This is a genomic window from Altibacter lentus (genome assembly GCF_000746845.1).
GTDB lineage: Bacteria > Bacteroidota > Bacteroidia > Flavobacteriales > Flavobacteriaceae > Altibacter > Altibacter lentus.
In genome coordinates this window covers 2,090,981-2,117,693 of record NZ_KN050846.1, presented here as the reverse complement: position 1 = coordinate 2,117,693, position 26,713 = coordinate 2,090,981, and the positions used below count along the sequence as shown (strand labels likewise).

General features: G+C 43.6%; 26 protein-coding genes and 1 tRNA gene. 12 read left to right on the top strand and 15 right to left on the bottom strand.

The genetic code is table 11. The features are described 5' to 3' along the window. Position 1: 1 nt before the first annotated feature. Positions 2–3,406 carry an isoleucine--tRNA ligase gene (gene ileS, locus JS40_RS09790; protein WP_034260194.1) on the bottom strand — a complete coding sequence of 1,135 codons (3,405 nt, stop codon included), beginning with the start codon at positions 3,404–3,406 and terminating at the stop codon, positions 2–4. A 146-nt stretch (positions 3,407–3,552) separates the two neighbouring features. Between ileS and JS40_RS09785 the strand changes: the two genes are divergently transcribed. The 5 genes from JS40_RS09785 (at position 3,553) to JS40_RS09765 (ending at position 6,497) form a co-directional block, all read left to right on the top strand. Continuing rightward, on the top strand, positions 3,553–4,521 hold the full coding sequence (locus JS40_RS09785; protein WP_034260193.1) for a DUF6268 family outer membrane beta-barrel protein: 969 nt from the start codon (positions 3,553–3,555) through the stop codon (positions 4,519–4,521). Between the two features lie 47 nt (positions 4,522–4,568). Next, positions 4,569–5,123 carry an NUMOD4 domain-containing protein gene (locus JS40_RS09780; RefSeq protein WP_034260192.1) on the top strand — a complete coding sequence of 185 codons (555 nt, stop codon included), beginning with the start codon at positions 4,569–4,571 and terminating at the stop codon, positions 5,121–5,123. Positions 5,124–5,125: 2 nt separating this feature from the next. Continuing rightward, positions 5,126–5,482: a DNA gyrase inhibitor YacG gene (locus tag JS40_RS09775; protein WP_034260191.1), complete on the top strand. Its 357-nt coding sequence runs from the start codon at positions 5,126–5,128 to the stop codon at positions 5,480–5,482. A gap of 111 nt (positions 5,483–5,593) precedes the next feature. Next, the gene (locus JS40_RS09770) at positions 5,594–5,827 is read left to right on the top strand and encodes a thioredoxin domain-containing protein (protein WP_034260190.1); all 234 of its coding nucleotides are present in this window, start codon (positions 5,594–5,596) and stop codon (positions 5,825–5,827) included. Positions 5,828–5,891: 64 nt separating this feature from the next. Further along, the gene (locus tag JS40_RS09765) at positions 5,892–6,497 is read left to right on the top strand and encodes a MarR family winged helix-turn-helix transcriptional regulator (protein ID WP_034260189.1); all 606 of its coding nucleotides are present in this window, start codon (positions 5,892–5,894) and stop codon (positions 6,495–6,497) included. A 68-nt stretch (positions 6,498–6,565) separates the two neighbouring features. On the opposite strand, the gene JS40_RS09760 is transcribed toward JS40_RS09765, so the two are convergent. Next, complete coding sequence (locus JS40_RS09760) at positions 6,566–7,030, bottom strand: CBS domain-containing protein (RefSeq protein ID WP_034260188.1); 465 nt, start codon at positions 7,028–7,030, stop codon at positions 6,566–6,568. A gap of 119 nt (positions 7,031–7,149) precedes the next feature. Here JS40_RS09760 and JS40_RS09755 point away from each other — a divergent pair, with 119 nt between their 5' ends. Together JS40_RS09755 and JS40_RS09750 are read left to right on the top strand one after the other, a co-directional pair. Next, entirely contained in the window at positions 7,150–9,510 is a 2,361-nt protein-coding gene (locus JS40_RS09755) for a M28 family peptidase (protein WP_034260187.1), read from the top strand. After that, positions 9,503–10,309: an NAD(P)H-binding protein gene (locus JS40_RS09750; protein WP_034260186.1), complete on the top strand. Its 807-nt coding sequence runs from the start codon at positions 9,503–9,505 to the stop codon at positions 10,307–10,309. The genes JS40_RS09755 and JS40_RS09750 overlap by 8 nt, the downstream gene beginning before the upstream one ends. 48 nt (positions 10,310–10,357) lie before the next feature. Here the strand turns inward: JS40_RS09750 and JS40_RS09745 are convergent, their stop codons facing one another. Beyond that, a complete protein-coding gene (locus tag JS40_RS09745; RefSeq protein ID WP_034262335.1) occupies positions 10,358–12,427 on the bottom strand; it encodes a M13 family metallopeptidase in 2,070 nt (689 codons plus the stop codon). Between the two features lie 132 nt (positions 12,428–12,559). After that, a complete protein-coding gene (locus JS40_RS09740; RefSeq protein ID WP_034260185.1) occupies positions 12,560–13,156 on the bottom strand; it encodes a hypothetical protein in 597 nt (198 codons plus the stop codon). A 115-nt stretch (positions 13,157–13,271) separates the two neighbouring features. On the opposite strand from JS40_RS09740, the gene JS40_RS09735 reads away from it, so the two are divergent. Continuing rightward, positions 13,272–14,225: an NAD-dependent epimerase/dehydratase family protein gene (locus JS40_RS09735; protein WP_034262332.1), complete on the top strand. Its 954-nt coding sequence runs from the start codon at positions 13,272–13,274 to the stop codon at positions 14,223–14,225. A 4-nt stretch (positions 14,226–14,229) separates the two neighbouring features. Here the strand turns inward: JS40_RS09735 and JS40_RS09730 are convergent, their stop codons facing one another. The 3 genes from JS40_RS09730 to rseP form a co-directional block, all read right to left on the bottom strand. Further along, positions 14,230–14,940 (bottom strand): TVP38/TMEM64 family protein, encoded by a 711-nt coding sequence (locus JS40_RS09730; protein ID WP_034260184.1) that lies wholly within the window; start codon positions 14,938–14,940, stop codon positions 14,230–14,232. 65 nt (positions 14,941–15,005) lie between these two features. Continuing rightward, positions 15,006–15,079, bottom strand: a tRNA-Asn gene (locus tag JS40_RS09725). Between the two features lie 71 nt (positions 15,080–15,150). Beyond that, a complete protein-coding gene (rseP, locus tag JS40_RS09720) occupies positions 15,151–16,473 on the bottom strand; it encodes an RIP metalloprotease RseP (protein WP_034260183.1) in 1,323 nt (440 codons plus the stop codon). Positions 16,474–16,622: 149 nt separating this feature from the next. Between rseP and JS40_RS09715 the strand changes: the two genes are divergently transcribed. The 4 genes from JS40_RS09715 to JS40_RS15470 all read left to right on the top strand — a co-directional run bounded on the left by JS40_RS09715 (position 16,623) and on the right by JS40_RS15470 (position 19,868). Beyond that, positions 16,623–17,288: an SCO family protein gene (locus JS40_RS09715; RefSeq protein ID WP_034260182.1), complete on the top strand. Its 666-nt coding sequence runs from the start codon at positions 16,623–16,625 to the stop codon at positions 17,286–17,288. 82 nt (positions 17,289–17,370) lie between these two features. Then, the gene (locus JS40_RS09710; protein ID WP_034260181.1) at positions 17,371–17,598 is read left to right on the top strand and encodes a FeoA family protein; all 228 of its coding nucleotides are present in this window, start codon (positions 17,371–17,373) and stop codon (positions 17,596–17,598) included. Then, positions 17,598–19,697 (top strand): ferrous iron transport protein B, encoded by a 2,100-nt coding sequence (gene feoB / locus JS40_RS09705; protein ID WP_034260180.1) that lies wholly within the window; start codon positions 17,598–17,600, stop codon positions 19,695–19,697. Before JS40_RS09710 ends, feoB begins: the two co-directional genes overlap by 1 nt. Before the next feature lie 12 nt (positions 19,698–19,709). Next, a complete protein-coding gene (locus JS40_RS15470; protein ID WP_160172966.1) occupies positions 19,710–19,868 on the top strand; it encodes a hypothetical protein in 159 nt (52 codons plus the stop codon). Between the two features lie 2 nt (positions 19,869–19,870). Here JS40_RS15470 and JS40_RS14835 read toward each other — a convergent pair whose 3' ends face one another. The 8 genes from JS40_RS14835 to JS40_RS09665 all read right to left on the bottom strand — a co-directional run bounded on the left by JS40_RS14835 (position 19,871) and on the right by JS40_RS09665 (position 26,661). Continuing rightward, positions 19,871–20,287, bottom strand: coding sequence for a hypothetical protein (locus JS40_RS14835; RefSeq protein ID WP_051957546.1), 417 nt, complete (start codon positions 20,285–20,287; stop codon positions 19,871–19,873). A gap of 37 nt (positions 20,288–20,324) precedes the next feature. Further along, entirely contained in the window at positions 20,325–21,485 is a 1,161-nt protein-coding gene (locus JS40_RS09695) for a metal ABC transporter permease (protein WP_034260179.1), read from the bottom strand. Next, on the bottom strand, positions 21,478–22,596 hold the full coding sequence (locus tag JS40_RS09690; protein ID WP_034260178.1) for a metal ABC transporter permease: 1,119 nt from the start codon (positions 22,594–22,596) through the stop codon (positions 21,478–21,480). The genes JS40_RS09695 and JS40_RS09690 overlap by 8 nt, the downstream gene beginning before the upstream one ends. Before the next feature lie 109 nt (positions 22,597–22,705). Then, positions 22,706–23,443: a metal ABC transporter ATP-binding protein gene (locus tag JS40_RS09685; RefSeq protein ID WP_034260177.1), complete on the bottom strand. Its 738-nt coding sequence runs from the start codon at positions 23,441–23,443 to the stop codon at positions 22,706–22,708. Next, complete coding sequence (locus tag JS40_RS09680) at positions 23,444–24,352, bottom strand: metal ABC transporter solute-binding protein, Zn/Mn family (protein ID WP_034260176.1); 909 nt, start codon at positions 24,350–24,352, stop codon at positions 23,444–23,446. A 5-nt stretch (positions 24,353–24,357) separates the two neighbouring features. Further along, positions 24,358–25,149, bottom strand: a complete 792-nt coding sequence (locus JS40_RS09675; protein ID WP_034262326.1) for a transporter — start codon at positions 25,147–25,149, stop codon at positions 24,358–24,360. Position 25,150: 1 nt separating this feature from the next. Continuing rightward, positions 25,151–25,807, bottom strand: coding sequence for a metal-dependent transcriptional regulator (locus JS40_RS09670; RefSeq protein WP_034260175.1), 657 nt, complete (start codon positions 25,805–25,807; stop codon positions 25,151–25,153). A gap of 110 nt (positions 25,808–25,917) precedes the next feature. Beyond that, complete coding sequence (locus JS40_RS09665) at positions 25,918–26,661, bottom strand: TerB family tellurite resistance protein (protein ID WP_034260174.1); 744 nt, start codon at positions 26,659–26,661, stop codon at positions 25,918–25,920. Positions 26,662–26,713: the final 52 nt, after the last annotated feature.

Below are 26,713 nucleotides of genomic sequence, written 5' to 3'. Positions count from 1 at the left end.
TTTAATGTTTTTTAATTCGTAACCGGGTTGCGATATCGTCAAAAGCAATCTCTGTACCATTGCTTATCTCGTCTTCAAATTGCAATACCTCGGTCAAGGTTTCTTGTTTAATATACTCTAAATTCTGCGTTACCGCAGTTTCTAATTGTTTTTCTTTCTGAAGGATGACATCCACCCTGTCTGTCACTTCAAAACCAGAGTCCTTTCGCATGTTTTGGATACGATTTACCAACTCTCTGGCAATGCCTTCATTTCTTAGATCCGGTGTAATGGTGACGTCTAAAGCTACCGTAATTCCATTGGCGTTCGCAACCAACCATCCTTCAATATCCTGAGATCTAATCACTACATCGTCGAGGGTCAATGTAATATTTTTTTCGTTAACAGAAAGTGATATTTCTCCTTCTTTTTCTAAGATTATTATTTCCTCCTGACCAAAATTGGTGATGGCCTGTGCTACCATTTTCATATCTGGACCAAAACGAGGCCCCAGTTTCTTGAAATCTGGTTTTATCTCTTTGACAAGGATTCCGGAACCCTCATCGATCAATTCGATCTCTTTGACATTCACTTCAGACTTTATAAGATCTGACACTGCCTCGATCTCCTTTCTAGATGCTTCGCTCAATACCGGGATCATGATCTTCTGCAGTGGCTGCCGCACTTTGATCTTCTCTCGCTGTCGTAACGATAATACCAAGGACGATATTGTTTGTGCCTGCTGCATTTTATGTTCCAAGGCACGGTCTATATAAGACGCATTTGCCAACGGAAAGTTACTTAAGTGTACAGATTCTTCTCCATTTCCTGTAATTCCGGAAGTAAGGTCCTTATAAAGGCGGTCCATAAAGAACGGTGCCACCGGAGCTCCTAGTTGTGCTACCGTGACCAAACAGGTGTATAAGGTCTGGTAGGCAGATATCTTATCGTCTCCATAGCTGCCCTTCCAAAAACGTCTTCGGCTAAGGCGCACATACCAATTGCTCAAATTTTCTTGTACAAATTCACTAATGGCCCGAGTTGCCTTGGTAGGCTCATAGTCGGCGTAGTATTCGTCCACGCGTTGCACCAAAGTATTCAATTCTGAAAGGATCCAACGATCGATCTCCGGGCGTTGTTCCATAGGAATATCTGCTTCAGAATAGTTAAAACGATCCAGATTGGCGTACAAACTGAAGAAACTATAGGTGTTGTAAAGTGTTCCGAAGAACTTATTACGCACCTCTGAAATACCGTCGCTGTCAAATTTTAGATTGTCCCACGGATTGGCATTGCTTATCATGTACCATCGGGTGGCATCCGGTCCATACGTATCTAATGTATCGAAAGGATCGACAGCATTGCCAAGGCGTTTTGACATCTTTTGACCGTTCTTATCTAACACAAGCCCATTTGAAACAACATTCTTATAAGCCACATCGTCGAAAATCATCGTAGCAATAGCATGAAGTGTATAGAACCATCCCCGAGTTTGATCCACCCCTTCTGCTATAAAATCGGCTTTACGCCATGTTCCTTCCACCTTTTCTTTGTTCTCGAAAGGATAGTGCCATTGTGCGTACGGCATGCTTCCGCTATCGAACCAAACATCGATCAGATCGGCTTCTCGTCTCATGGGGGCACCACTTTCAGAAACCAAAACGATCCCATCCACAATATTTTTGTGAAGATCTACCTTTTCGTAATTCGCTTCAGAGAAATCCCCAACCACAAATTCTTTAAAGATATCGGACTTCATCACTCCCGCATCCACGGCTTTCTGCATTTCGGCTTTCAATTCCTCAACACTGCCTATAATCTTTTCTTCTTTTCCGTCCTCGGTACGCCATAAAGGCAATGGGATTCCCCAGTAGCGTGAACGCGATAGGTTCCAGTCGTTCGCATTGGCAAGCCAATTTCCAAAACGTCCTTCTCCTGTGGCCTTAGGCTTCCAGTTGATCTTTTCATTGAGTTGGTGCATGCGATCCCTGAACTCTGTAACCTTAATAAACCAAGAATCCAGCGGATAATAAAGGATAGGTTTATCGGTACGCCAGCAATTTGGGTAACTGTGCGTATATTTCTCTACGTGGAAGGCCTTATTGTCAATCTTTAATTTGATGGCCAGTTCTACATCAACACTTTTTTCCGGGATATCCTCCTCGTTATAATATTCATTCTTAACGTATTTACCGGCAAACTCGCCCATCTCCGGTCGGAATTTCCCTTGCAGATCGACCAATGGGACCAGTGCTCCGTTCTCGTCTTTCACCAGTAGCGGCGGGACTTCGGGTGTTGCCTCTTTCGCAACCTTTGCATCGTCCGCACCAAAAGTAGGCGCCGTATGTACAATTCCGGTACCATCCTCTGTGGTTACAAAATCTCCGGCAATCACCCGAAACGCATTTTCGGGCGTATGATACGGTTGTGCAAAATCCAAAAGTTGTTCGTAACGAATTCCAACAAGATCGATCCCTTTGAACTCCGCTGCAATAAAATAAGGGATCAGCTTATCACCTTGTTTGTAGCTTTCCAGAACCTCTTGGTTGGGCTTTTCTTCGTACTTATTACCAAACTGCTTGGGCACCAAACTTTTTGCCAACACTACATTGATAGGCCGGAAGGTGTATTGATTATAGGTTTGTACCAGCACGTAGTCTATTTTTGGTCCCACCGTTAAGGCCGTATTGCTGGGCAAGGTCCAGGGAGTGGTCGTCCATGCCAGGAACCATATATTGTTTGAAACCTCCGCAAGGAAATTTGGTAAGGTCTCCGGAACGGCTTTAAATTGTGCCACTACGGTAGTATCGGTGACATCTTGGTAAGTGCCGGGCTGGTTGAGCTCATGAGAACTAAGACCGGTACCTGCTTTGGGAGAATACGGTTGGATGGTGTATCCTTTGTAGAGCAGCCCTTTATCGTAGATCTGTTTCAACAACCACCAAACCGTTTCCATATACTTGGACTTATAGGTAATATATGGGTCTTCCATATCTACCCAGTAGCCGTACTTTTCGGTTACTTTGTTCCACACATCGGTATACCGCATCACTGCCTTTCTACAAGCTTCATTATAGGCTTCTACAGAGATCTTCTTGCCAATATCTTCTTTGGTGATCCCCAACTCTTTCTCAACCCCTAGTTCAATGGGGAGCCCGTGTGTATCCCAGCCGGCCTTTCGGTCTACTCTATATCCTTTTTGTGTTTTATACCTGCAGAATATATCCTTGATGGCACGTGCCATAACATGATGGATTCCCGGAAGTCCGTTTGCAGAAGGTGGTCCCTCAAAGAACACAAAAGGTTCGGCCCCTTCGCGAATGGAAATACTCTTCTCGAAAATGTTCTCACGTTTCCAAAAATCGAGTACCTCTTCACCCAGTTTGGGGAGGTCTAAGCCTTTGTATTCTTTAAATGTTGTGCTCATAAACGTTGCTGCTTCAATAAAACTTGTCTCCTTTTGCAGACAGGCTGCGAAATTACGGAATTTTAAAGAAATAGACTATCCCATTTTAAACATGAATGTTACGGTTTTGTAAAAAAGTATATCTTTAAGTCGTTAACGATCCTTTTGTGAAAAAAATCCTTCTTGTTGCCCTACTCCTTCCCCTTTGCCTGCATGCTCAGGAATATGTTGATCTAATCCGCATCGGGTATGGACAGACCTTCAACAATACCTATGTGGATGCACCGGGAAACACTTTTGTAAAGTCATTCGAGGCCGACATCACCCTTCCGGTCGTTCTTAATGAAAAACATGCATTTATTACCGGAATTGCGTTTAGCCGTAACAATTTGCAACTCTATCCTAAAACCGATGCCGATATATTCTACTTTGGCGTAGGTAAAAATAATTTTGCTTCCCTCTACAGCACCACACTCAAGCTGGGATTAGCCTCTGCCTATAACGATGTATGGAGCAGTACCATTGTATTACTTCCCAAGATCGCATCGGATTATGAAAAGATCACGGGAGACGATTTCTACTTTGGCGGACTCGCTCTACTGAAATATCAAAAGACCGAAAATCTTAAATATCGCTTCGGGTTCTATGCAACTTCTGAAGCATTTGGGCTCTTTACCACGCCTATTGTGGGATGGTACTATTTGAGCCCTAGTACGAAGTTTGAAATGGACATGTCCCTTCCCATCGCTGCAGACATTAGTTACAGTTTCGATACCGTATCTGTTGGATTGGATTATTTTGGGATAGGCCGAAGCTTTCGGCTATATGGCGAAACAGAGACCTCTCAAGCCTATGTAGATCTTAGCTCTTTGGAATTTGCGAGTTACGTGCAGTTCAACACCCTTCAGAAACAAGTATTGCTTCGCGCAAAATTTGGCTATTCCAGTAATAATTTTGAAGTATATCCAGACGGAGAAACCATCGATCTGGGGCTCTCCGCCTTCAGCTTTGGAGACGATCGCACCCAGCTAAATCCCGATCTGAACGGAGGGTTTTTCTTGAAATTTGAAGCTATTTATCGCTTTTCAATCGCTTCAGAAGAAAATGAAGAAAACCTACCTCGCGAAGACAATTGATTTAATATAATTTCAATTTCTTATCTTTGGGTAAACTCCCCTTACTAATGCTGATTAATTTGAAGAATGAAATCTGGAAGGATTACAAAAAGCCTTTCTGGAGACCCAATGAAATTTATAAAATATCGAACCACGGACGCGTCCTTAAGTTTAAATCCGACCCTGACGGAAAGCTTTTAAAACCCTATATTCTTGGAGGTTACGAAGTGTTTTCGGCAATGAAGAAGAGCGGCAAGACCGATCTGGTTTATGTACATCGCGCGGTAGCAGCGCTTTTTCTTGAAGAAGAAGAAAAGCCTTACGTAATTCATAAGGATTTCGATAAAAGGAATAACCTGCCTGCAAATCTGGCTTATGTCGATAGAAAGGAGCTGGCGGCGCATAACAAAAAAAATCCGTTGGTGATAAAGGCCAAAAATAGAGCAAAACTAAACCCTAAATATTCAAAATTAAGCCCCGGAAAAGTACGAATGATAAAACGTAAGATCTTCGACCCCAACCGTAAGACCCGAATGCGCCTTATTGCAAAGCAGTTTGGGATCTCCGAGATGCAGCTCTACCGTATCAAATCGGGGGAGAATTGGGGTCATATCGATTATTAAGTATGAATAGGACCTGTCCCGAATGCGGCACTAAGATCATTGGCCGCGCCGATAAGAAATTTTGTAGTGATGCGTGCCGGAACGCGCATAACAATTCCCTTAATAAGGACAGCAAGAACCTCGTTCGAACCATCAATAACCGCTTGCGAAAGAATTACCGTATTCTGGAAAAACTCAATTCAAAGGACAAGACCAAAGTCACCAAAGAACGATTGTTACGAGTTGGATTCAGTTTCGATTATTTTACCAGCATTTACACAACCAAAACCGGTTCTGTGTACTACTACCTCTACGACCAGGGGTATCTCGCCTTAGATAATGACTATTATCTGCTGGTAAAGAATGAAGTTTTCCAGTAACAAACCAATAGCAAATTAAAATTTTTAAAAGAATATTTCAATTTGTGTCATATTGTTAGGATTCCTTACTATATTTGTTTGCGATCTTGCATTAACTTAAAATTTTTAATCATGAGTAAATCTGTTTTTTATCACGCCGGTTGTCCTGTATGTGTTAGCGCAGAACAAGACATTGTCAATTTAATTGGTGAGAACCATATTGAAGTCGTTCACATTGGCGAAAATCGATCCCGAATTAACGAAGCCGAACGCGCTGGTGTGAAGTCGGTACCAGCGTTGGTAACCCCCAACGGAAACGTACTTCACATCAATTATGGCGCATCCATTGAAGATGTAAAAGCCTAATTAACCAATTATTTAATTAGGAATACTAACTTTGCCTGTCGGGTAATCCTTCGACAGGTTTTTTATGAGCAAAAGTCCCTTTAATCCTGAGTATCAAAATGATGATCTATCGAACAAGGTCATTGCGGGTCTTGAACGTATTTCTGAAACATTCAAGAAATTATTATGGGAACAAGCGAAACAACTAAAAGTAAGTCCTATTCAGATCCAACTGCTCATCTTTATCGCCTATCATAAGCAGGAACTTTGCAACGTTAGCTATTTGGCCAAAGAATTTAACGTGACCAAACCCACAGTGAGCGATGCCGTTCGGGTCCTTGTGGCAAAAGGGTTGATTCTCAAAAATTTTTCGTCCAGTGATAACAGAAGCTATTTTGTGGAACTCACCCCACTGGGGAAATCCTTTGTAAAAGAGACAGAGCATTTTGCCAAACCATTACAAGATCTCTTTGACAAAAAAGAATCTTTTGAACTGGAGAAGCTCTTTACCACCATAACATCCTTGATCTATCAATTGAACAACAGTGGTATCTTAACCGTTCAACGCATGTGCTTTGGGTGTAGGTTTTATGATTCTACTTCAAACCGAAGTTTTTGTAATCTTCTTCAAAAGGAACTGAAACCCACTACAATTAGGCTGGATTGCCCGGAATTTGAAGAAAAAACGTAAGTTTTATCGTACCATTTCCCCAATCACACGATAAAAGATACCCCTGGATTTATTATTAGAAGTACCTTTTACTTCCAGGTCTGTCCCTTTAACTTAAGTGCGGCTTTTAACACATCTTTCTGGCTTATAAGACCTACCAGCTTGCCATTCTCCACGATAGGGAATCGCCTGTGGCGGGATTCCAGAAATTTATTGGCTGCATCAAAAACATTCATATTCCCGTCGATGGTTTCAACATTCTTCGCCATGTGTTCCCCCACCCTCACGTCTTCCATGGGGTGATTGTAATAGCGGCTCTCACTAATCTGCTTCATACAGTCTCCTTCTGAAATGATTCCCACTAGCTCATTTTTAGTGTTCACAACGGGCCCTCCGGAGATCTTTTTCTTGATGAGTGTTTCCATGACCTCCAAAACCGATTGATCTTCTCTAAAGGTGGTGAGATTCCTGCTCATATAGTCCGACACCGTGATATTCTCACTACTCCCTTTTTTAGGTTTGGCTCGACGCCCCATAAAACTTTTAATTCCCATACCTTTTTTATTTATGCCGTTCTAAGATAATGATTTTGCAACAATTTCTTCTGAAATGTTTCTGAAGGGTAGCTAACTTGGCTTAAAATTGTACTTTTAGTACAACTAAAACTCCACCGATGAAAAAATTCAGTGCCGTTATTTCCCTACTCCTCATTCTAGGTCTCGTTTATTTTAGTTTTTACAGTTTGATGCCTCGCAGTGGTACTTCTGCTACCATTTCTGAAACCAAATTCTCTACCCAGCGGGCTATTGTGCCTCTCAAAGAAATAAGCAAAGCGCCCCATTATGTTGGCTCCGCCGAACATGAACGCGTTCGGTTGTACCTCATCGATCAATTGCGTGCATTAGGAATGCAAGTGGAGGAACAATCGGGTTTTGTACTGCAAACAGATGGCAGAAGCCTTGTAAAGCCCACAAATATCCTTGCGAGAATTCCCGGGTCGGGTTCGGGAAAGGCTCTTCTTTTATTGTCTCATTACGACAGTGCTAAAGTCCCTTCTTATGGCGCAAGTGATGCCGGTAGTGGAGTGGTTACCATACTCGAAAGTCTACGGGCTTACCTTGCCGGCGGTGCAACCCCAAAAAATGATATCATCATCTTATTCTCAGACAGTGAAGAATTGGGGTTGGACGGAGCGGTTCTTTTTGTGAAGGAGCATCCTTGGGCCAAGGATGTGGCCCTGGTGCTTAATTTTGAAGCACGCGGTAGCGGCGGACCCAGCAATATGATCTTGGAGACCAACCAGGGGAACGCTAATTTAATAAAGGCCTTTGCCGAGGCCAAACCCGAATATCCCGTGGCTTCTTCACTCATGTACAGTATCTATAAGATGCTTCCTAACGATACCGATTCTACGGTGTTTCGCGAGGAAGGAGACATCGACAGTTTCTTCTTTGCGTTTATTGATGATCACTTTGATTATCATACGGCGAATGACACCGTTGAGAACTTAAACGAGAATACCCTGCAACATCAAGGAAGTTATCTTCTGCCCTTGTTGCAGTATTTCGCAGATGCCGATCTCGCTTCATTGAAGTCCAATCAAGATCATGTCTACGTTAATTTTCCATTCTTGAAACTAATCCATTATCCTTTCTCTTGGATTCTAAGTATGTTATTGATCGCCATTGCAGGATTCTTTATCCTCCTCTTTTATGGAATGATGAAAGGAAGGATAACCGGAGCCGCCATTGGAAAAGGCTTTATAGCACTTGTCGTAGGTCTTATTGCATGCGGTGTTCTGGGATATTTTGGCTGGCAGTTGTTGTTAGTGCTGTATCCGCAGTACAATGAGATCCAGCATGGCTTTACGTATAACGGCCACACCTATATCGCTTTTTTTGTGCTGCTATCTCTGGCCATACTATTTGCGATCTACCGGAAATGGGGCAAAAAACAGGAAGCCGCAGGCCTCTTTGTAGCTCCCCTAACTATATGGCTTGTAATAAATACTGTGATCTTCTTATACCTAAAAGGGGCTGCCTATTTTATCATTCCCGTTTTTTTTGCACTCCTGTCCTTTTGGATGCTTATAAAACAGGAGAGACCCCATCTTCTATTACTCACGCTGCTGGCGACACCGGCACTCTTCTTTTTTTCGCCGCTCATTCAATTCTTTCCGGTGGGACTTGGTCTAGAAATGCTGGTAATTAGTTGTGTATTCACAGTTTTAACCTTTGGTCTTTTGGTTCCAGTATTCCATTTTTACAGTAAAAAGCGTCTTCTTGGCATCGTGTGTCTTGTGGTTGCCATTGGATTTTTTATAAGTGCCCATCTATCCAGTGATTTTTCTGAAACACGACAAAAACCGAACAGCCTGGTCTATTACCAAAATGCCGATGACAACACGGCTTATTGGGTTACCTACGACCATCTGCTGGACCCTTGGACTAAAGGATATTTAGGAGAATCGCCAACCGAAGCTTCTACGTTTATCAGCAATGCTGCCGGAAGTAAATATAACACCGGGTATTCGTTTGCTGCGGAAGCTCCTGAAAAGGACATCGCTTCCTTCGAGATCCAATTAAAGCAGGATACACTTATTGGAAATGAGCGGAATGTGTCGTTTACCTTGGTTCCGAAGCGGAAGATACATCAACTATTGCTTTTTGCCGATACCACGCACGTATTCAAGAAATTGGTTTTCAACGGAAAAAATGTTGCTCCAGATAGTACCGGGTATGCTTTTGGCACACGCGACCATAACGGACTTTTACGCTATTTTCTGGCCAACAATGAACCTTTAGAGGTTTCGTATGTTTCAAACAGTCCTTCTGTTGAATTTACCGCCTTGGAGTATTCTTACGATCTACTGGAGCATCCGCAGTTTAGTATCCATAAGCGCACAAAAAACATGATGCCCAAACCTTTTGTGGTTACAGATGCGATCGTGGTTAAAAGAAGTTTTAATATAGATTCGCTGCCTGCCAGAAATGTAGATTCGGTGTCTTATCAAATACAAGTGCCTTATGAATAATGCGATCGCCATTGCAGGTATGGGCTGGTTAGGTCAAGCATTCGCACATCATCTTATGGTATTGGGTTACCGCGTAAAAGGTTCTGTGACCATGGCCGAAAAAGCAGCCGAAATGCAAAGCAGGGGATTTGATGTCTATCCTGTCGAGATCACCGAAAGCGGCGTGCGAGGAGAAGCGCAGGCCTTGTTAGAGGGGTGTAGGGTGTTATTTATTATGATACCTCCCGGCTTACGCAGAAATGCAGGTGCCGATCATGTGTTAAAAATGCGTCATTTCCTGCAGGAAGTCGAGCGTTCGGGGATTGAAAAAGTGGTCTTGGTAAGTAGTACTTCGGTATACGATGATCGTCAAGGGATTGTGACCGAAAAAGTCCTTCCCCGTCCCGCAACCGATTCTGGCAGACAATTGTTTCAAGTGGAGCAATTGTTTTTCAATGCGCCCTTTCTTTCCACCACCATCGTTCGGTTTGGGGGTCTTTATGGCGGAAGCAGACAGCCGGTTCGATATTTGGCGGGGCGAACCGAGCTCAATGATGGTGCTGCACCCGTAAACTTGATCCACAGGGAGGATTGTATCGGGATCCTTTCAGAAATTATCAAGCAAGAAGCCTTCGGACATGTGTTTAACGCTGTTGCACCCCAACATCCTACTAAAAAGGAGTATTACACTCAAAAGGCAAAAGAATTACAATTGGAACCGCCGCACTTTTCAGAAGCGAACCCTGCTGAAGTCTATAAACAAGTAGATTCTGTAAATGTTCCGCATCGGTTGCGCTATGTATTTAAACACAACGTATAAAAAAAAGGACCTTGTTACAGGTCCTTTTTTATTTCAGTTTAAGAATAATTACCAGATACGTACGCGGTCTTCAGGCTTTATGTACATGGCATCCCCTTCTTTAATATCGAATGCTTCGTAAAAAGCGTCGATATTCTTTAAAGGCTGCGTAGCGCGGTACATTCCCGGAGAATGCGGATCGGTCTTAATTTGTGTTTCAAGGGCTTCATCACGCTGCTTGGTGCGCCAAACGGTCGCCCAGCTCATAAAGAAGCGCTGCTCCGGGGTAAAACCGTCGATCTTGCCCGGTCTTCCGTTCTTGGCATAGAACTTCTGCAGTCCGTCATACGCACCTAAAAGTCCGCCAAGGTCTCCAATATTCTCTCCGGATGTAAATTTCCCGTTGATGAACACACTATCCAATACCTCAATACGGTCATACTGTTCGGCCAGTTTATTGACACGACCTGTAAAATTCTCAAGATCGGTCTCTGTCCACCAGTTCACCAAATTCCCATCGGCATCAAAACGAGAACCGCTGTCATCGAAAGCGTGCGAGATCTCATGTCCGATCACTGCTCCGATTCCGCCGTAGTTCACAGCCTCATCTGCTTTATAATCGTAGAAGGGCGGTTGCAAAATAGCTGCGGGGAATACGATCTCATTATTGAATGGGTTGAAGTAAGCATTCACTGTTTGTGGTGACATCCCCCACTCGGTACGATCTACCGGCTCATCAATACGGTCCAAGTTGTCCTTTAGACCCCATTGGGCTACAGCTACCATATTATCATAATAGGTATTCCCGGGAGTCACCTCCATAGAAGAATAGTCCTTCCACTTGTCCGGATAACCAATTTTTACTGTAAACTTATCCAACTTTTCTATGGCTTTTACTTTGGTGCTGTCGCTCATCCAGTCCAGTGCGTTCACACGATCCTTGAAAGCATCGATCACGTTAGCGATCATAGTTTCTGCCTTGGCTTTAGCCTCTGGCGGGAACATTTCGTCCACGTATAATTTACCAAGTGCTTCTCCTACCGTGTTGTTTACCGTAGCTAAAGCACGTTCGTTCGCCGGACGTTGTTTTTTCGCGCCACTAAGATATTTGCTGTAGAATTCCCAGTTTGCCCTTTCGATATCGGTTGTAAGCATTCCTGCAGCATTGTTGAGGGTTTGCCAGCGCATTACTGTTTTCCATGTCTCGATATCCTTTTGTCCAAAGGTGTTTTGCACCACTTTCATGTAATCGGGTTGCATCACGATAACGGTATCCAGTTCCTTGGTTACGCCAAGATCCTTGAAAGCCTGTTCCCATTGGATCGCCGGCACCATTTTTTGAACCTCGGTCATGGAACGCGGATTGTTGAAATTTCTAAAATCACGGCTCGCTACTTTGTCCAGACGCGGCACTGCCAATTTGGTTTCGAAGGCCAAAATGGTTTCAGCTTGTTTACGGGCGTCAGCCTCATTATCCCCTAAGAATTGTAGCATGCGTGTAATATGATCCACATATTTCTCACGGATCTCTACCGATTTTGGGTCGGTGTTAGTATAGTAATCACGCTCCGGTAATCCTAAACCGCCCGGTGTGATATAGGCAGAATTGATTGCGCTGTTGTTAGGATTTGAGAACGCAGCGATCCCGAAAAAGGGCTGAGAAACCTCAACTGCATGTTCGGTCATGACCTTTTGGAAGTCGGCAACGGTCTTGATGGAAGCGATCTTGTCCAGCGCAGGTTGCAATGGTGTGATCCCCGCTTGGTTTCTCGCTACGGTGTCCAGTTCGGTTTCAAAGATCATCAAGGCTTTAGCCTGGTCGGTCTCCGGTGCGTATTTGTCGCTTTTTTGTGCCTTATCGATAAGTGCCAACACATCGTTGTCTGTCTTTTTCCGAAGCACATTAAACCCGCCCCACCGCACTTGGTCATCGGGAATTTCGGTAACTTTCATCCAGTTCCCGTTTACATAATTGTAAAAATCGTTTTTAGGGCTCACCGTGGTATCCATATTGGCCAAAATGATCCCTCTCGGCTCATTGTCGACTTCGGCCATCTTCTTGTCCTTATCGCCACAAGAACTTACAGCTACAGCGATCAAGGTTGCTGCTACGCCCGTTGTTAAAATGTTTGTTTTCATTAGTTGTAGATATTTATTAGTGGTCATACCTGTTATTGGGTACTTATAAAATTGTGATACTTTTTTCTGAAAGCATATCCTTCAAAAATCCGTTGAAGGATATGTCATTTTTTTGGTCCGTTTGTTACAGCTTTACTGATTTTTATCTCGAAGTTCTGCCTGATAGACCGAGTCTAAAAAGCGTTGTTGTTTCTTTAGTTCCTGCTCCTCATTCTCTTTTCGTTGCAGATCGATGGCGTCCTTTTGAAATTTTTCGTTGATCTGAAGGATGAGATTACGCACCGAGGTGTTCATTTCACGAATGGCACGGGCCGCCTGAGTAGAATCCACGATGGTCCTATGAAACACCTGGTCCAGCATTTTAGCACGGGTACGAACAACCGTCAACCGCGCGAGAATACCGTTCGTGTTCAATGTATCGGGGATGGTCTTTGAAAGTGAGTCTGAAAAGATCACCAGCTGCTCACTGGCCCCTCGTAGCTTTTCCAGATTTGCCCCGTTGATGGCCTTTACATCGTATTCGAAATCTTCAAATGCAGGCCATTGCATGGTAATGGATCGTGCCTTATCGGTTAAGACCGGAAAGTTAAAATTCTCTATCCCATACGACCGTGTTGCATTCTGAACCGGATTTTCTGTCATTTCTTCCCCTTCCGAAGCAGAATTACATGCAGTAAAAAGCAACGCACTTAAGATAAATAACCTTAGAAAAATGGGGAAACGCTTCATTATCATTTGGTAAAGGAGCACAAATATAGCAGTTCTTTTGGCAATCAAAAGTTATTTTTTGAAAAGAAAACCTTCGGAATATGCCTATATTTATCGGCTTAAATCACATTTCAGCATGAAAAAGAGAATTTTGATCATTGGCGCTTCAGGACAAATTGGAACAGAACTTACCGTATCTCTTAGACAACGTTACGGCAACCATAAAGTGATTGCCAGCGACATTGTAGAAGGAGATGCCGCCATGCTTGCCGATGGTCCTTTTGAGATCCTGGATGCTATGGATTATGATGCCGTACAGGATGTGGTAATGCGCCATGAGATCACAGAGGTGTACCTAATGGCTGCCATGCTCTCTGCCACAGCCGAGAAGTTTCCTATGAAGGCCTGGAACCTCAATATGAACTCCCTTTTTAATGTTCTTAATTTAGCACGTGACAAAAAGATAGAAAAGATTTTCTGGCCTTCCAGCATTGCCGTTTTTGGTCCAACTACGCCAAAGACCGATACGCCACAACGCACGGTTATGGAGCCTTCCACGGTGTACGGGATAAGCAAACAAACGGGCGAGCGATGGTGTGAGTATTACCACAAACGCTTTGGGGTAGACGTGCGCAGTATTCGCTATCCCGGGCTAATTAGCTATACGGCACCTCCGGGCGGTGGCACGACAGATTATGCCGTGGATATCTACCACAAAGCACTAAAACATAAGAATTATGTGTGTTTTTTAAAAGAAGACACCACGCTGCCCATGATGTATATGGAGGATGCCATTAAAGCAACGGTTGGGATCATGGAAGCTCCTGCCGAATCGATAAAGATTCGCAGTGCTTATAATTTGGCTGCTTTCAGTTTTAATCCTGAAGAGATCGCTGCGAGCATCCGCAAACATATTCCCGATTTCAAGATCTCCTACGAACCAGATTTCAGACAGGCGATCGCCGATTCCTGGCCTCAAAGCATCGACGACTCCGAAGCAAGGAAAGATTGGGGGTGGTCCCACGCCTTTAGTTTGGAAGAAATGACCGCAGTGATGCTTAAGAATTTAAAAGCGGTAAAGTCGGTGTAAGAAGTTATCGCTTGCCTCGTATCTTTTTATCCCACCAGACATACCCGCCAAAGAGCACTACACTTACTGCCGATCCCCAGATAAGTCCGTTTTGCAAGCTGTCGGTGCTTCGCCCCATGATGGCCACGAAGATGGTGAGCGGAGTGATCCCCAGCATGGTGGCTCCTATAAATTTCCAGTAATTCATTTTTAAGATGCCCGCTACAAAACTAATGGCATCGTTCGATAACAAGGGGTTGAAGCGAGTGACGATCACGGCCCAGAAGCCATAATCCTCTATAAAGTCTTCAATCTTGTCTTCAGTCTTTGGACCTATCAATTTGCTCACAAGTATCGGCCCAAAATAACGCCCAATCCCATAACCTACTGTTGAAGCAGAAAAGACAGCGGCGTAAACGATTACGCTTCCCCATATAGGACCATAGGCCAGGATGGAGACCACCATAAGTGCAATGGAAGGGATCACCAAAAGAAACATTTGTACGATCATGGCCAATATGAGCACTACCGGACCCATCCAGCCAAAACCGTCTACCCATTCCTTTATGCGTGCTTCATCCTCACTGGTAAGTACATTCCAGGCATTGTTAAGAAAATGCTGCACCTCAGGTATTAAAAAATAAGAAGCTGTCAATACCAGTACAATGCCAAGGGAAATGTACAAAGGAGCTTTACTCTTGGTGACCGAAGTAGAATTTGAAGAATCTTTAGACAAGGTGTTTAAATAATTTTCAGGGAATATAAAACAAAAATCCCAACCTGAATAAGGTTGGGATTATGCTCCTCTTCTTGGGCTCGAACCAAGGACCCTCTGATTAACAGTCAGATGCTCTAACCAACTGAGCTAAAGAGGAAGGTATTTTTCGCTTTAGCGGATGCAAATATAAATTATTTTCTAAGGGCTACAAAAAGATTTGATATTTTTTTACCCTCCAAAGATGGCGCGGTAAATATCATTTCCGTTGGCAAACAGTACAAGTGCGATCAATAAAAAGAAGCCCACCATTTGTGCGTACTCCATGAACTTATCGTTGGGTTTTCTCCCACTTACCATTTCGTACAACAGGAACATGACATGTCCTCCGTCCAGCGCCGGAATAGGCAGCACGTTCATAAAGGCCAGAATGATCGAAATTAAGGCGGTGGTGTGCCAAAAGGCAAGCCAGCTCCATTCGCCGGGAAACAAGTTACCAATAGCACCAAAACCTCCTACTTGCGTAATTCCCTCCTTTGTGAATACATATTTAAACTGCTTCACATAATCCTTTAAAATATTATACCCGTATACCGTTCCCCCTGTGATACTCTCTCCCAAACCATAGGTGAGTTTGGTGCCTCCCGTTTGAAGTTCTTTACCAAAATTATTGATACCGATGACCCCGTTTTCATTAGGTGTTACACGCAATGTGTCCAGAGCACCATTTCTGGAAACAACCAATGTATTCTCAGCCTCTTTGAGCAACGCATTTTGAAACTCGTGCCAGTATTCTACCTTTGTATCGTTGACCGAAACAATACGGTCGTCCTTTAAGAATCCTGCCGCTGCTGCGGGATAGTCCGGGTCTACAGTGTCGATCACTGCCTGACGCATGGCCTGGAATGGTACCATGACCCCCTTCTTGAACATTTGTTCGCCTATGTCTTCGGGAATACTCAAGGTTTCAACAGAACCATCTGTACGTTTTACGGTTACTGAAGAGACATCTCTTAAAAAAAGGTATTTGTTTATATCTGTAACATTCTGAAAGTCGTTGCCGTTTACCTTTAAAATATTATCCCCATCCTCAAATCCTAGCTCTTTGAACTCCTGGGCTACCGCAAATCCTTGTGGAAGGTCTTCTACGGTGGTAATATCTCTTCCGTAGAAATAAAGAATGCTGGCGTAGATCACAAAACCAACAATAATATTAACGGTTACACCTCCCAGCATAATAATAAGTCGCTGCCAGGCCGGCTTGCTTCGAAATTCCCAGGGCTGCGGTGGTTGTGCCATTTGCTCCTTGTCCATACTTTCGTCGATCATTCCGGAGATCTTTACATACCCTCCCAGTGGCAACCATCCAATGCCGTAGACCGTTTCTCCTATTTTCTTCTTGACCAAAGCGAATTTTACATCAAAGAAGAGAAAGAATTTCTCAACGCGAGTCTTGAATATCTTTGCAGGAATAAAATGTCCCAGTTCGTGCAGAACGATTAATATAGATAAGCTTAGTAACAGCTGAAGGGCTTTCACCACAAATGGACTCATAGTCTTAAAAATTAAGGCACAAAAGTAATCTATTCTACCTTGTTAAAAAAATTATTGGCAGCTTGGCATAGGTCGTTTCAAACTTTAATACGTTACATCCTTCAAAAAAGTATTTTAGGTAGTAATTTTGCACAAAATTGTGTTTGAAGATGCTTCAGTTCTTTGCTAAATATAAATTCTTCGGGGTGGTTCTCCTGGTGCTTTCGGCGATTATCATCACGATCATCTATCATATCCTTAAACCAACGGTTGTCCTGCCGGTATATCAACCTTCGGAGGTGAATGCCGAATTGGTCGACAGTACCCTTCAGCATGTAAAAAAGTACCACACCATTGCAAATTTTGCCCTTACAAATCAAAACGGGGAGCGCATCACGCAAGAAGACTATAAGGATAAGATCTACGTTGCCGATTTCTTTTTTACCACCTGCCAGACCATTTGTCCCATTATGACCGATCACATGGTCCTTATCCAGAAAGAATTGCAGAATGATGCCGAAGTATTATTGCTTTCCCATACCGTGACTCCGGAGATCGATTCTGTGCCGCAACTTAAGCGGTACGCAGTGGAAAAAGGAGTAGACGATGCGAAATGGAATTTGGTCACGGGCGACAAAAAGCAAATTTATGATCTGGCGCGTAAATCGTATCTGGCCGCAAAAGACAATCCGTATAGCCCGGATGACCTTATACATACAGAGAATTTTGTACTTATCGACTCCAAAAAACGCATTCGGGGCTTCTACGACGGAACCAATCCCGAAGCCATTTCACAGCTACTGGAAGACATCAAAATCCTTAAGAAGGAAGATTGATCTTTTTTGGACTGAAAATGTTTTTCCAACTGCCTTTTTTCTGTTACTTTTGCCTTGTTTAAAATCAATCTAAATAAACTTAATGCTAACGATCGCCTCATTGAAAAAAGGTCAACGCGCTGTCATCAAAGAGTTTTCGGTGGAAGTAGTACCATTGAAACTCTTGGAAATGGGATGTCTTCCCGGCAATGAAGTGTTTTTAGTGCAAACAGCTCCTTTTCAGGATCCTATGTACTTAAACATCAACGGCAGTCACCTAGCCATTCGAAAAGAAACGGCCGCACAGATTGAAATTGAATTGATACCTTAATGGCCCGACAAATAAATGTTGCTCTTATTGGAAATCCGAATACGGGAAAGACCTCTGTGTTCAACAGACTTACGGGTCTCAATCAAAAAGTGGGGAACTATCCCGGGATCACGGTAGAAAAAAAGCAAGGGGTTTGTAAATTGGATCGTGGCCTAAAGGCTCATATCCTCGATTTGCCCGGCACCTACAGTCTCAATGCTTCCTCTTTGGATGAGAACGTCGTTATCGAACTTCTGCTCAATAAGAACGATAAGGATTTCCCCGATGTGGCCATTGTAGTGGCAGAGATCGAAAACCTAAAACGGAATTTACTCCTTTTTACTCAAATTAAAGACCTTGGAATTCCAACCATCCTTGCCATCAACATGAGCGACAGGATGAAACGGAAAGCGATCACCTTAGATATAGAACGCCTGGAAGCAACTCTTGAAACCAAGATCGCACTTATTAGTTCACGTAAGAATCTAGGTTTCGAGAATCTCAAGGACCTTATCACCAATTACGGTCACCTATCTACCGCTCCCTGTGTGAATGCATCGTCCATTGCTCCCGAATATTTTGACCGATTGCGAAAAGCTTTTCCGAAGCAAGACCTGTACAAACTCTGGCTGGTCATAACACAAGATGTGAACTTTGGAAAATTAGACCGACAGGAAATGCAGGGTGTGGCCACTTTTCAAACCGAATCGAAGAGCAATTTGAAACGGCTTCAGCAAAAAGAGACCATTGCCCGTTATCAATTTATAAATAACGCTCTTAAGGAAACCCTTACGGTAGATACTGCCAACGCTAAGGACCTTAGAAGCAGATTGGACCGCATTCTTACCCATAAAGTCTGGGGGTATGTTATTTTCTTCGGAATCTTACTGCTTATCTTTCAAGCCATCTTCGATTGGAGCAGCTATCCTATGGACTTTATTGACAGTTCTTTTGCGCGTTTTAGCGAATGGACCAAAAATTCGCTTCCTGCGGGAGATTTTACCAGTCTCATTGCCGAAGGTATCATTCCCGGTCTGGGAGGTATCGTGATCTTTATTCCGCAGATCGCCTTTCTTTTTCTGTTTATTTCTATCCTGGAAGAAAGCGGGTACATGAGTCGGGTGGTCTTCCTTATGGACCGGGTCATGCGACGCTTTGGTTTAAGTGGAAAGAGCGTAGTGCCCCTGGTCTCCGGAACAGCCTGTGCCATTCCTGCCATCATGGCCACTCGAAATATTGAGAACTGGAAGGAGCGTCTCATTACCATTTTAGTAACACCTTTTACCACTTGCTCTGCCCGTTTGCCGGTCTATCTCATTATCATTGCGCTCGTTATTCCCGATCAACGCGTCCTCGGTATTTTCAGCCTTCAAGGACTCACCTTAATGTTTTTATATCTATTAGGCTTTGCTTCCGCGATCTTTTCGGCCTATTTGTTGGATCGTATCCTAAAGATCCGCAGTAAGACCTTCTTTGTCGTGGAGATGCCCAACTACAAATTGCCTATGTTCAAGAATGTAGCCATTACTGTGGTTGAAAAGACAAAATCGTTTGTATTGGGAGCCGGAAAGATCATTCTAGCTATCTCTGTGATCCTATGGGTACTCGCCTCCTATGGCCCGGGTGATTTCAATAATGCTGAAGCCATTGTGACACAGCAACTGGAAGGCACGAATCCTTCCGAAGAAGAGATCGAAACACACATTGCTTCCTATAAGTTGGAGCATTCCTACATTGGGATCCTTGGAAAAGGAATAGAACCGGCCGTACGCCCCCTTGGGTACGACTGGAAGATCGGGATTGCCATAGTAAGTTCTTTTGCCGCAAGGGAAGTATTTGTGGGAACCCTTGCAACCATCTACAGTGTGGGAAGCGAGGAGGAAGAGACCATAAAGAATCGTATGGCAGCAGAAGTGAACCCGGTACTGGGTACTCCGTTGTTCAATTTTGCGAGTGGTGTTTCGCTATTGCTGTTCTATGCCTTTGCCATGCAATGTATGAGTACGCTGGCAGTAGTTAAAAGAGAGACCAATAGTTGGAAATGGCCGTTGTGGCAGTTGGTGGTTATGAGCAGCATAGCCTATGTGGTGGCACTGGCAGCCTATCAATTTTTAAAATAATATCTTTGTAGTATGCAAACTATTCTAGTACTTATTACATTCTGTTTGGCGACCGGCTACTTATTAAAGAAGTTCGTCTGGAATCCTATTTTTGAAGGACGCCAAAAAACACCGGGAACTTTAGACGGTGGTAAGACCAAATGCGGCAAAAAAGATTGCGGTTGTCATTAGGATCAGCGCATTTTTTCAGAAACCAATAACACATACGCACGGTCACCGTTATCTTCACTGGTAGGGTACGGCTGGACGGCTACGGCTTCCAAAACGCTGGTATTGGTGCTGTAAATTTCTGTAACTTCCACTTCCCCGGGTTTGGTTGCTCCCAGCAATAATTCTTTTAGAAATGCCGTCTTTTGATCTACTGCCACTCCTATTTGAAGTCGGATGCGTCCCGCCCAAATGCAATTAACATCTTTGGGACAGCGAGAATCTTCGAGAACTTCCCTGAATGTGATCGAAATATCTCCTATATGAACGGTTTCTCCCAACGGAACTTTAACGGCAATGGTGGGAACTTCTACGGGTGTTTCCGTTTGGGCATTTAATAAAGAAGTGAGCAGAAAGGCACTTAGCAAAAGTATTTTTTTCATAGTGGTAAAATTTACGTTTAAAGATACGATCTAAACATTAACCGCGAAAAAGAAAGAAATCATCTTTCATGGTTTCAATACGTTCATCTTTATTGGTAAGAATGTATTCGAGTGCACGTTGTGTAAAATCGTTCCCTTTCGCCGTGAGTGAAACTATTTGGCCTTCAATGGTGATCATATTATTCTTGAGGGCAAGATCTACAACTGTTTTCGATCGCACCTTTTGCCAATTGATATGTTCATTTAAATGGTTGAGGTGCCGTTCGTTTTCTTCGGAATGATTGTTCAAGTGAAGTAAAAACGTAATGAGAGAAACTTCCGTGCGTTGTTGTTTCTGTCGGTAGAGTACGGCCAACAGCCCTTTTTGAGGTGCAAAGAGGTAGACGCCCAGAAATAGCAAGCCCAGCACGGTTGTCATAGAACCCGAAATGGAAGCATCCAGTAGATGTGCTACCCAATAGCCGCCAATAGCGGCAAAAATTCCGAAACCTATGGAAAGAGCGATCATGCGCTTCAAGTCACTGGTGAGTAAATATGCCGTTGCCGCCGGTGCAATCATGAGTGCGACCACCAAAATGGCTCCTACAGCATCAAAAGCCCCAACTACGGTAACGGATGACACCGACATCAAACCATAATGCATAATGACCGGCGAGATCCCCAAAGCCGAAGACAACCCGGCATCGAAGGTACTTACCTTTAGTTCTTTAAAGAATAGAAATAACAGGCTTACAGTAATCAAAAGGATGCTTCCCATAAGCCAAAGCGACTTCGGACCTACATCCATTCCCGATATAATAAGTCGGTCAAAAGGCGCAAAGGCCAGTTCCCCTAAAAGTACAGCATCAATATCCAAATGCACATCATTGGCATTCTTTGCAATAAGGATCACTCCTATGCTAAAGAGGGCCGGAAATACCAGACCTATAGCGGTATCTTCCTTCACCAGCCCCGTCTTTTGGATCGATTCCACCAGAATAACGGTAATAACGCCTGTAATAGCAGCCAACAGGATCAACAACGGAGAGTTTAGGTCCTGTGTGATAAAAAACCCCGCAACAATCCCGGGAAGGATAGAATGACTAATGGCGTCACTAATAAGTGCCATTTTCCGAAGGACTAAAAAAACCCCGGGGATCGCACAGGCAATGGCGACAATAGCGGCTATTAATTGTATTTCGAGCTGCGGACTAGTCATGCGTTTTGTTATAAAGGTTCATCGCTTCATTGAAGCCCTTACTGGTTAAAGCCCACTGTTGTCCATTGATGGTGATCCATTCCTTATCCTCCATTTGCTGAAGGGATTTTTTGGTGAACCCTTGAAAATTGTTAAGAATCCGAATGGCATGCGGGTGTGAGATGTTGTCGTGTGTTTTGGCGATCCCGTACATAAACTGAAGCGTTTTCTTTAGCTGAAGATCCTTTCGGTTATTTCTGAAACGAATCTCTCTAAAGAATAAGCCTCTTCCCGGGGAAAATATAAATGAAAAAACAACAAAGACTGTTGCCACGAGAACGATCACAGGTCCCGTAGATAAGTTATTCTGACTCGCGCTAATGGCCGTGCCCAACACCCCGGAAAGAATCCCAAAGATAGCCGCCAATAAGATCATCATACTTAAACGATTGGTCCATTGTCTGGCGGCGGCGGCGGGAGCCAATAACATGGCACTCATTAATACCACGCCAACGGTTTGCAAGCCCAGCACAATGGCCAGTACAATAAAGAAAGTAATCAGCACATCAATGAACTTGGTGTTAAAACCAAGTGTTTTGGTATAATCGGCATCGAAGAGCAATATTTTAAACTCCTTCCAAAAGAGCAACAAGATACAGAGACTAATGCCTGTAACGATCAGCATTAGGCGCACATCATCCTCAACTAAGGTTGCCGCCTGCCCGAACAGGTATTTGTCCAATCCTGCCTGATTGGCATTGGGTTGTTTCTGAATAAAGGTAAGTAACAACATCCCGAATCCAAAGAACAGAGAGAGTACAAGACCCAGTGCTGTATCACTTTTAAGGTGGGTTTTGGACACCATCCCCTTGATCCAAAACGTTCCGATCAATCCACTCACCAAGGCTCCCAGCAATAATATATTGGTATCCTTGGCTCCTGTGATAAGAAAAGCCAAAGCGATGCCCGGCAAAGCTGCGTGTGAGATCGCATCGCCTAAAAGGCTCTGCTTCCTAAGCACGGCAAAACTTCCCAACATTCCGCAAATGGCCCCCAGTACCGCTGTCCCCAAAGTGATGGTGCGAAGGGTGTAGTCGGTAAAAAGAAGTTCGAAATATTCTGTTAGGCTCATACAAGATTCCTAATTAATGTTTCAGCTTTAAACGTTAGAGGCATAATCTCAAATAAAAGCTGCAAGACAATACGTCAAATAACACAACGCCGCCCAATTACTTCATTCTTTACTTATTAATAGCCACCTTATAATTTATGCCGTACGTCTTGGTCAAATTGTCGTCGTTAAAGATCTCCTTTACGGGGCCGGTTGCTATTTTCTTTACATTCAAAAAGGTCACCCAGTCAAAATATTCGGGGACGGTTTGTAGGTCGTGGTGCACGACAATAAGGGTCTTTCCGGCCTTTCGAAGTTCCTTTAAGATATTAATAATGGCGATCTCGGTGGTTGCATCCACCCCTTGAAACGGTTCGTCCATAAAATAGATGGCAGCATTTTGGACCAATGCTCTTGCCAAAAAAACACGCTGTTGTTGACCGCCACTCAATTGACTTATCTGTCGGTTCTTGAAAGAAAGCATGCCTACTTTTTCCAAGGCTTCCAGAGCTGCTTTCTTTTCTTTTTGACCGGGTCGTTTTATCCATCCCAGACTCCCATAGGTCCCCATCATCACTACATCCAGTGCGGTTGTAGGAAAATCCCAATCCACACTGCCTTTTTGTGGAACATAGGCTACTAATTTTCGCTGTTCTTCGTAGGGCTTGTCATAAATGGAAATACTGCCCGCAATAGGTTTGATGATCCCCAAAATGGCTTTTATCAAGGTAGATTTCCCCGCACCATTGGGGCCCACGATGGCCATGAGTACCCCTTCGGGTACTGCAAGATCGATATCCCAAAGCACCGGCTTATAGTTGTAAGCTACGGTTAGGTCATCGACTTGAACGGCGAGTGGAGTCTTCATCTATTTAAGTGAATTAACAATAGTGTTCACATTATAACGAAACATACCAAGATACGTTCCTTCTTCGGTGCCGGCATTGCCAAGCGCATCGCTATACAAAGAACCGCCTATGGTCACTTGGGCACCCTTGGACAATACGGCTTGCTGCAGTGCTTCAATAGTCCTTCGAGGCACAGAACTCTCCACAAAGATAGCTTTCACATTCTTTTCGATAATAAAATCAGATAGCCGCTGTACGTCCTGCACTCCGGCTTCGGTGGCCGTAGAAAGACCCTGCAGCCCTACCACTTCAAAATCGTATGCCTTTCCGAAGTAATTAAATGCATCGTGCGCTGTGACCAGAATACGTTGTTGCTTCGGAAGTGATTCTATCGTGGATTTGATCTCAGCCTCCAGTTCCTTCAATTTTTTGATGTAGTTCTCTTTGTTCTTCTGAAAGGTTTCGGCATGCTCTGAATCGGCTTCAGAAAGTATTTCGGCAACCTTTTCGGCAAATTGAATATAATACTGAATGTCAAACCATACATGCGGATCGAAATTGGAGGCAAAATATTCAGAACCGATCAAAGTATTTTTGTCCAAATATTCGGCCAGTGCGACCTGGGTCTTATTTTGTGTCTCCATTTTCTCAAAAACCTCAACCAACTTCCCTTCCAGATGCAAGCCGTTATAGAAAATGATATCGGCATTGTAAAGTTTGGAAACATCGCCCTCACTCGCCTTATAGAGATGCGGATCCACACCTGCGCCCATAAGACCTTGAACGTTCACCGCATCTCCTCCAATATTCTTAACCAAGTCGGTGATCATGGTCGTTGTGGTCACAATATTCAGTTTATCGGACGACTGCTTTGTCTCTTTGCAGCCGAAGAAACCAATAATAAGTAAAAGTAAAAGAACTCTTTTCATAATAATTAATTTGGTAATCGTATGCTTAGGCCCGCGCTTAACAAAATGTCTTGTCCATCGGTAATACTTCTTCCCACTGTGGCATCCAGTTGAAGGTTGGATGCTGCAAGAAATGTGAGTCCCGCATCCCAATAATGATTGGCTTTACTGTCTTCGGGGAGATCACCGTATACTTCGGCATACAGGGCCCATTGTTCCGTTAGTTGATAGCCGTACACCAACGTATACACATAAGCAGCTTCCGGGCTGTCATTACCCCATTGGGCACCAATATTATATGCGAGTCCGGCGCGTTCTGTTAAGGTATGTGCCATGGAGAACCGAAAATCGACTCCTGTTGTTTCGGGACGATAGTCATTTCCTGCCGTGAATGGGAGGTAGAGATGTCCCAAAAGGCCAATCTCTGGAAGCCAACCATTTTCTTCGGCAATTTCAACCTTCATTCCTAGCAGCAGCGGCGAGAAACCTGAAAGCACATTTTGACCTTGCACTGAATCGGTCGTGGTTCTAAATTCTTCAAAATTCCACCCCAGCCTTAGCTCAAAATTCTTTAGCACTCCGTAGCGAAGCAGTGTAGTATTATAGCCCAAGGTTTCCATTTGCATTGCACCTTCATCAAAAGATTCATAAAAGGCTCCGGTCTCAATTTGAAGCATTGCTTTAGGTACCGTATTAGGAGATTCGGTTGCATCCGGTCGGTCGGTTATCATTTCTGAAACGACCCCCTCTTCTTGGCATACTAGCTGTAAAGTAGTAAGGCTTAAGAAGCAAAATAACACTGTTCTTAGGTTTTTCATTTTAATTGGTCTGTACATAGAGATTCTCTGCTATCTTTTGGGAAATAAAGAATTGATCACTGCCCACCTGAATGATCATGGAGCCATCGAAGAATTCCTTACCAAGGACTTTTATTTTAGTTCCGATACTTATCTTACGTTTATCCAAATACTGAAGGAATTCACCACTTGATTCTTTCACTCCTACACATACACCTCTTTGGTTCTTTTCACATTCGGAAAGCAATTTCTTTTCGGTACGTTTTACATTTCCATGCTTATCGGGTATAGGATCCCCATGTGGATCGAAATCCGGACTGCCCAAGAATTTATCTAAACGGACAATAAGTTCATCGGACTGGATATGCTCTAATTGTTCGGCGATCTCATGAACCTCATCCCAGTGGAAATTGAGTTTTTCTACCAGGAATACCTCCCACAACCGATGCTTCCGGATGACATTTGCGGCGATCTTACGCCCCGTGGGCGTGAGCAGGGTTCCTTTGTATTTCTTATAGGAAAGTACTTCCTTTTCGGCCAATTTCTGTACCATGTCTGTCACCGAAGACGGCTTGGTATCCATACGTTCGGCGATAGCATTGGTACTTACTTCCCCCTGGTTCTCGTGCTCCAAATGATAAATAGCCTTTAAATAATTTTCTTCTGCTAATGAAAACATAGGGCAAAGGTAAAACTATTTTTCTATTTATACTATAAATATTTTTACCCTTGTCTAAAAATATAGATTAAAAGGAGCTTGCACAGGACATTTGAACTCTCATTCCTTTATTAAAACCCGCGTTCCTTCTGAAGTTGTTCGTACGCTTCCTGAACCTTTCGGAATTTCTCTTCCGCCCCTTGCTGATAAGCTTCATCCATATGTTGCAGCTTATCCGGATGATATTTTTTGGCCATGGTACGGTAAGCGGCCTTGATCTCATTGATAGACGCTGAAGGATCGATCTCCAGGATCTTGTAGGCACGATCGGGGTTTTTGAAGAACATGGCCTTGATGCTTTCAAAATCAGGATGCTGAACCCCCAGGAATCCTGAAATTCGATGAATCTCCTGCACCTCCCGATCGGACACATGCCCGTCGGCATTCGCAATACTAAACAAAAAATGCAGGATCTGTAAACGAGACTCATAGCGTGTTCTGGAGCGAAGTAACGTACAAATATTACTTGCAGAGATCTGCCGCTTTTTGATCACGTCATTAAATACTCTAAAGGTCGCATTGGCGCGCTCTGTTCCGTATGCCTGTACGAAATACTGACGCACATAATCCAACTCACTCTGGTTCACAGTGCCATCTGCTTTGATAACAAGAGATGCCAGAGACAATAAATTCAATTCAAAATCGGCAGGAGAAACATGATCCCTCCGTTGTTGTTGGAAGACTTGCTGGAAAGAGCCGCCACCGGTTCTTTTGCTGGTGAGATTGTCCAATAGACTTCCAAGTAAAAACCCCAGAATAGCTCCGGGAAAACGAAAAAAAGTATAGCCAAGAATGGCTGCGATCCAACGAATCATGTATGTGTAATTTCAATAAATAAAATGCGACCAAAGATAACCAATTCAACAG

Excerpts from the sequence above, each read along its gene's own strand:
- ileS (WP_034260194.1), bottom strand. The coding sequence starts at position 3,406 with ATGAGCACAACATTTAAAGAATACAAAGGCTTAGACCTCCCCAAACTG.
- JS40_RS09780 (WP_034260192.1), top strand. The coding sequence starts at position 4,569 with ATGCTGATTAATTTGAAGAATGAAATCTGGAAGGATTACAAAAAGCCT.
- JS40_RS09775 (WP_034260191.1), top strand. The coding sequence starts at position 5,126 with ATGAATAGGACCTGTCCCGAATGCGGCACTAAGATCATTGGCCGCGCC.
- JS40_RS09770 (WP_034260190.1), top strand. The coding sequence starts at position 5,594 with ATGAGTAAATCTGTTTTTTATCACGCCGGTTGTCCTGTATGTGTTAGC.
- JS40_RS09765 (WP_034260189.1), top strand. The coding sequence starts at position 5,892 with ATGAGCAAAAGTCCCTTTAATCCTGAGTATCAAAATGATGATCTATCG.
- JS40_RS09760 (WP_034260188.1), bottom strand. The coding sequence starts at position 7,030 with ATGGGAATTAAAAGTTTTATGGGGCGTCGAGCCAAACCTAAAAAAGGG.
- JS40_RS09755 (WP_034260187.1), top strand. The coding sequence starts at position 7,150 with ATGAAAAAATTCAGTGCCGTTATTTCCCTACTCCTCATTCTAGGTCTC.
- JS40_RS09750 (WP_034260186.1), top strand. The coding sequence starts at position 9,503 with ATGAATAATGCGATCGCCATTGCAGGTATGGGCTGGTTAGGTCAAGCA.
- JS40_RS09745 (WP_034262335.1), bottom strand. The coding sequence starts at position 12,427 with ATGAAAACAAACATTTTAACAACGGGCGTAGCAGCAACCTTGATCGCT.
- JS40_RS09740 (WP_034260185.1), bottom strand. The coding sequence starts at position 13,156 with ATGAAGCGTTTCCCCATTTTTCTAAGGTTATTTATCTTAAGTGCGTTG.
- JS40_RS09735 (WP_034262332.1), top strand. The coding sequence starts at position 13,272 with ATGAAAAAGAGAATTTTGATCATTGGCGCTTCAGGACAAATTGGAACA.
- rseP (WP_034260183.1), bottom strand. The coding sequence starts at position 16,473 with ATGAGTCCATTTGTGGTGAAAGCCCTTCAGCTGTTACTAAGCTTATCT.
- JS40_RS09715 (WP_034260182.1), top strand. The coding sequence starts at position 16,623 with ATGCTTCAGTTCTTTGCTAAATATAAATTCTTCGGGGTGGTTCTCCTG.
- JS40_RS09710 (WP_034260181.1), top strand. The coding sequence starts at position 17,371 with ATGCTAACGATCGCCTCATTGAAAAAAGGTCAACGCGCTGTCATCAAA.
- feoB (WP_034260180.1), top strand. The coding sequence starts at position 17,598 with ATGGCCCGACAAATAAATGTTGCTCTTATTGGAAATCCGAATACGGGA.
- JS40_RS15470 (WP_160172966.1), top strand. The coding sequence starts at position 19,710 with ATGCAAACTATTCTAGTACTTATTACATTCTGTTTGGCGACCGGCTAC.
- JS40_RS14835 (WP_051957546.1), bottom strand. The coding sequence starts at position 20,287 with ATGAAAAAAATACTTTTGCTAAGTGCCTTTCTGCTCACTTCTTTATTA.
- JS40_RS09695 (WP_034260179.1), bottom strand. The coding sequence starts at position 21,485 with ATGACTAGTCCGCAGCTCGAAATACAATTAATAGCCGCTATTGTCGCC.
- JS40_RS09690 (WP_034260178.1), bottom strand. The coding sequence starts at position 22,596 with ATGAGCCTAACAGAATATTTCGAACTTCTTTTTACCGACTACACCCTT.
- JS40_RS09685 (WP_034260177.1), bottom strand. The coding sequence starts at position 23,443 with ATGAAGACTCCACTCGCCGTTCAAGTCGATGACCTAACCGTAGCTTAC.
- JS40_RS09680 (WP_034260176.1), bottom strand. The coding sequence starts at position 24,352 with ATGAAAAGAGTTCTTTTACTTTTACTTATTATTGGTTTCTTCGGCTGC.
- JS40_RS09675 (WP_034262326.1), bottom strand. The coding sequence starts at position 25,149 with ATGAAAAACCTAAGAACAGTGTTATTTTGCTTCTTAAGCCTTACTACT.
- JS40_RS09670 (WP_034260175.1), bottom strand. The coding sequence starts at position 25,807 with ATGTTTTCATTAGCAGAAGAAAATTATTTAAAGGCTATTTATCATTTG.
- JS40_RS09665 (WP_034260174.1), bottom strand. The coding sequence starts at position 26,661 with ATGATTCGTTGGATCGCAGCCATTCTTGGCTATACTTTTTTTCGTTTT.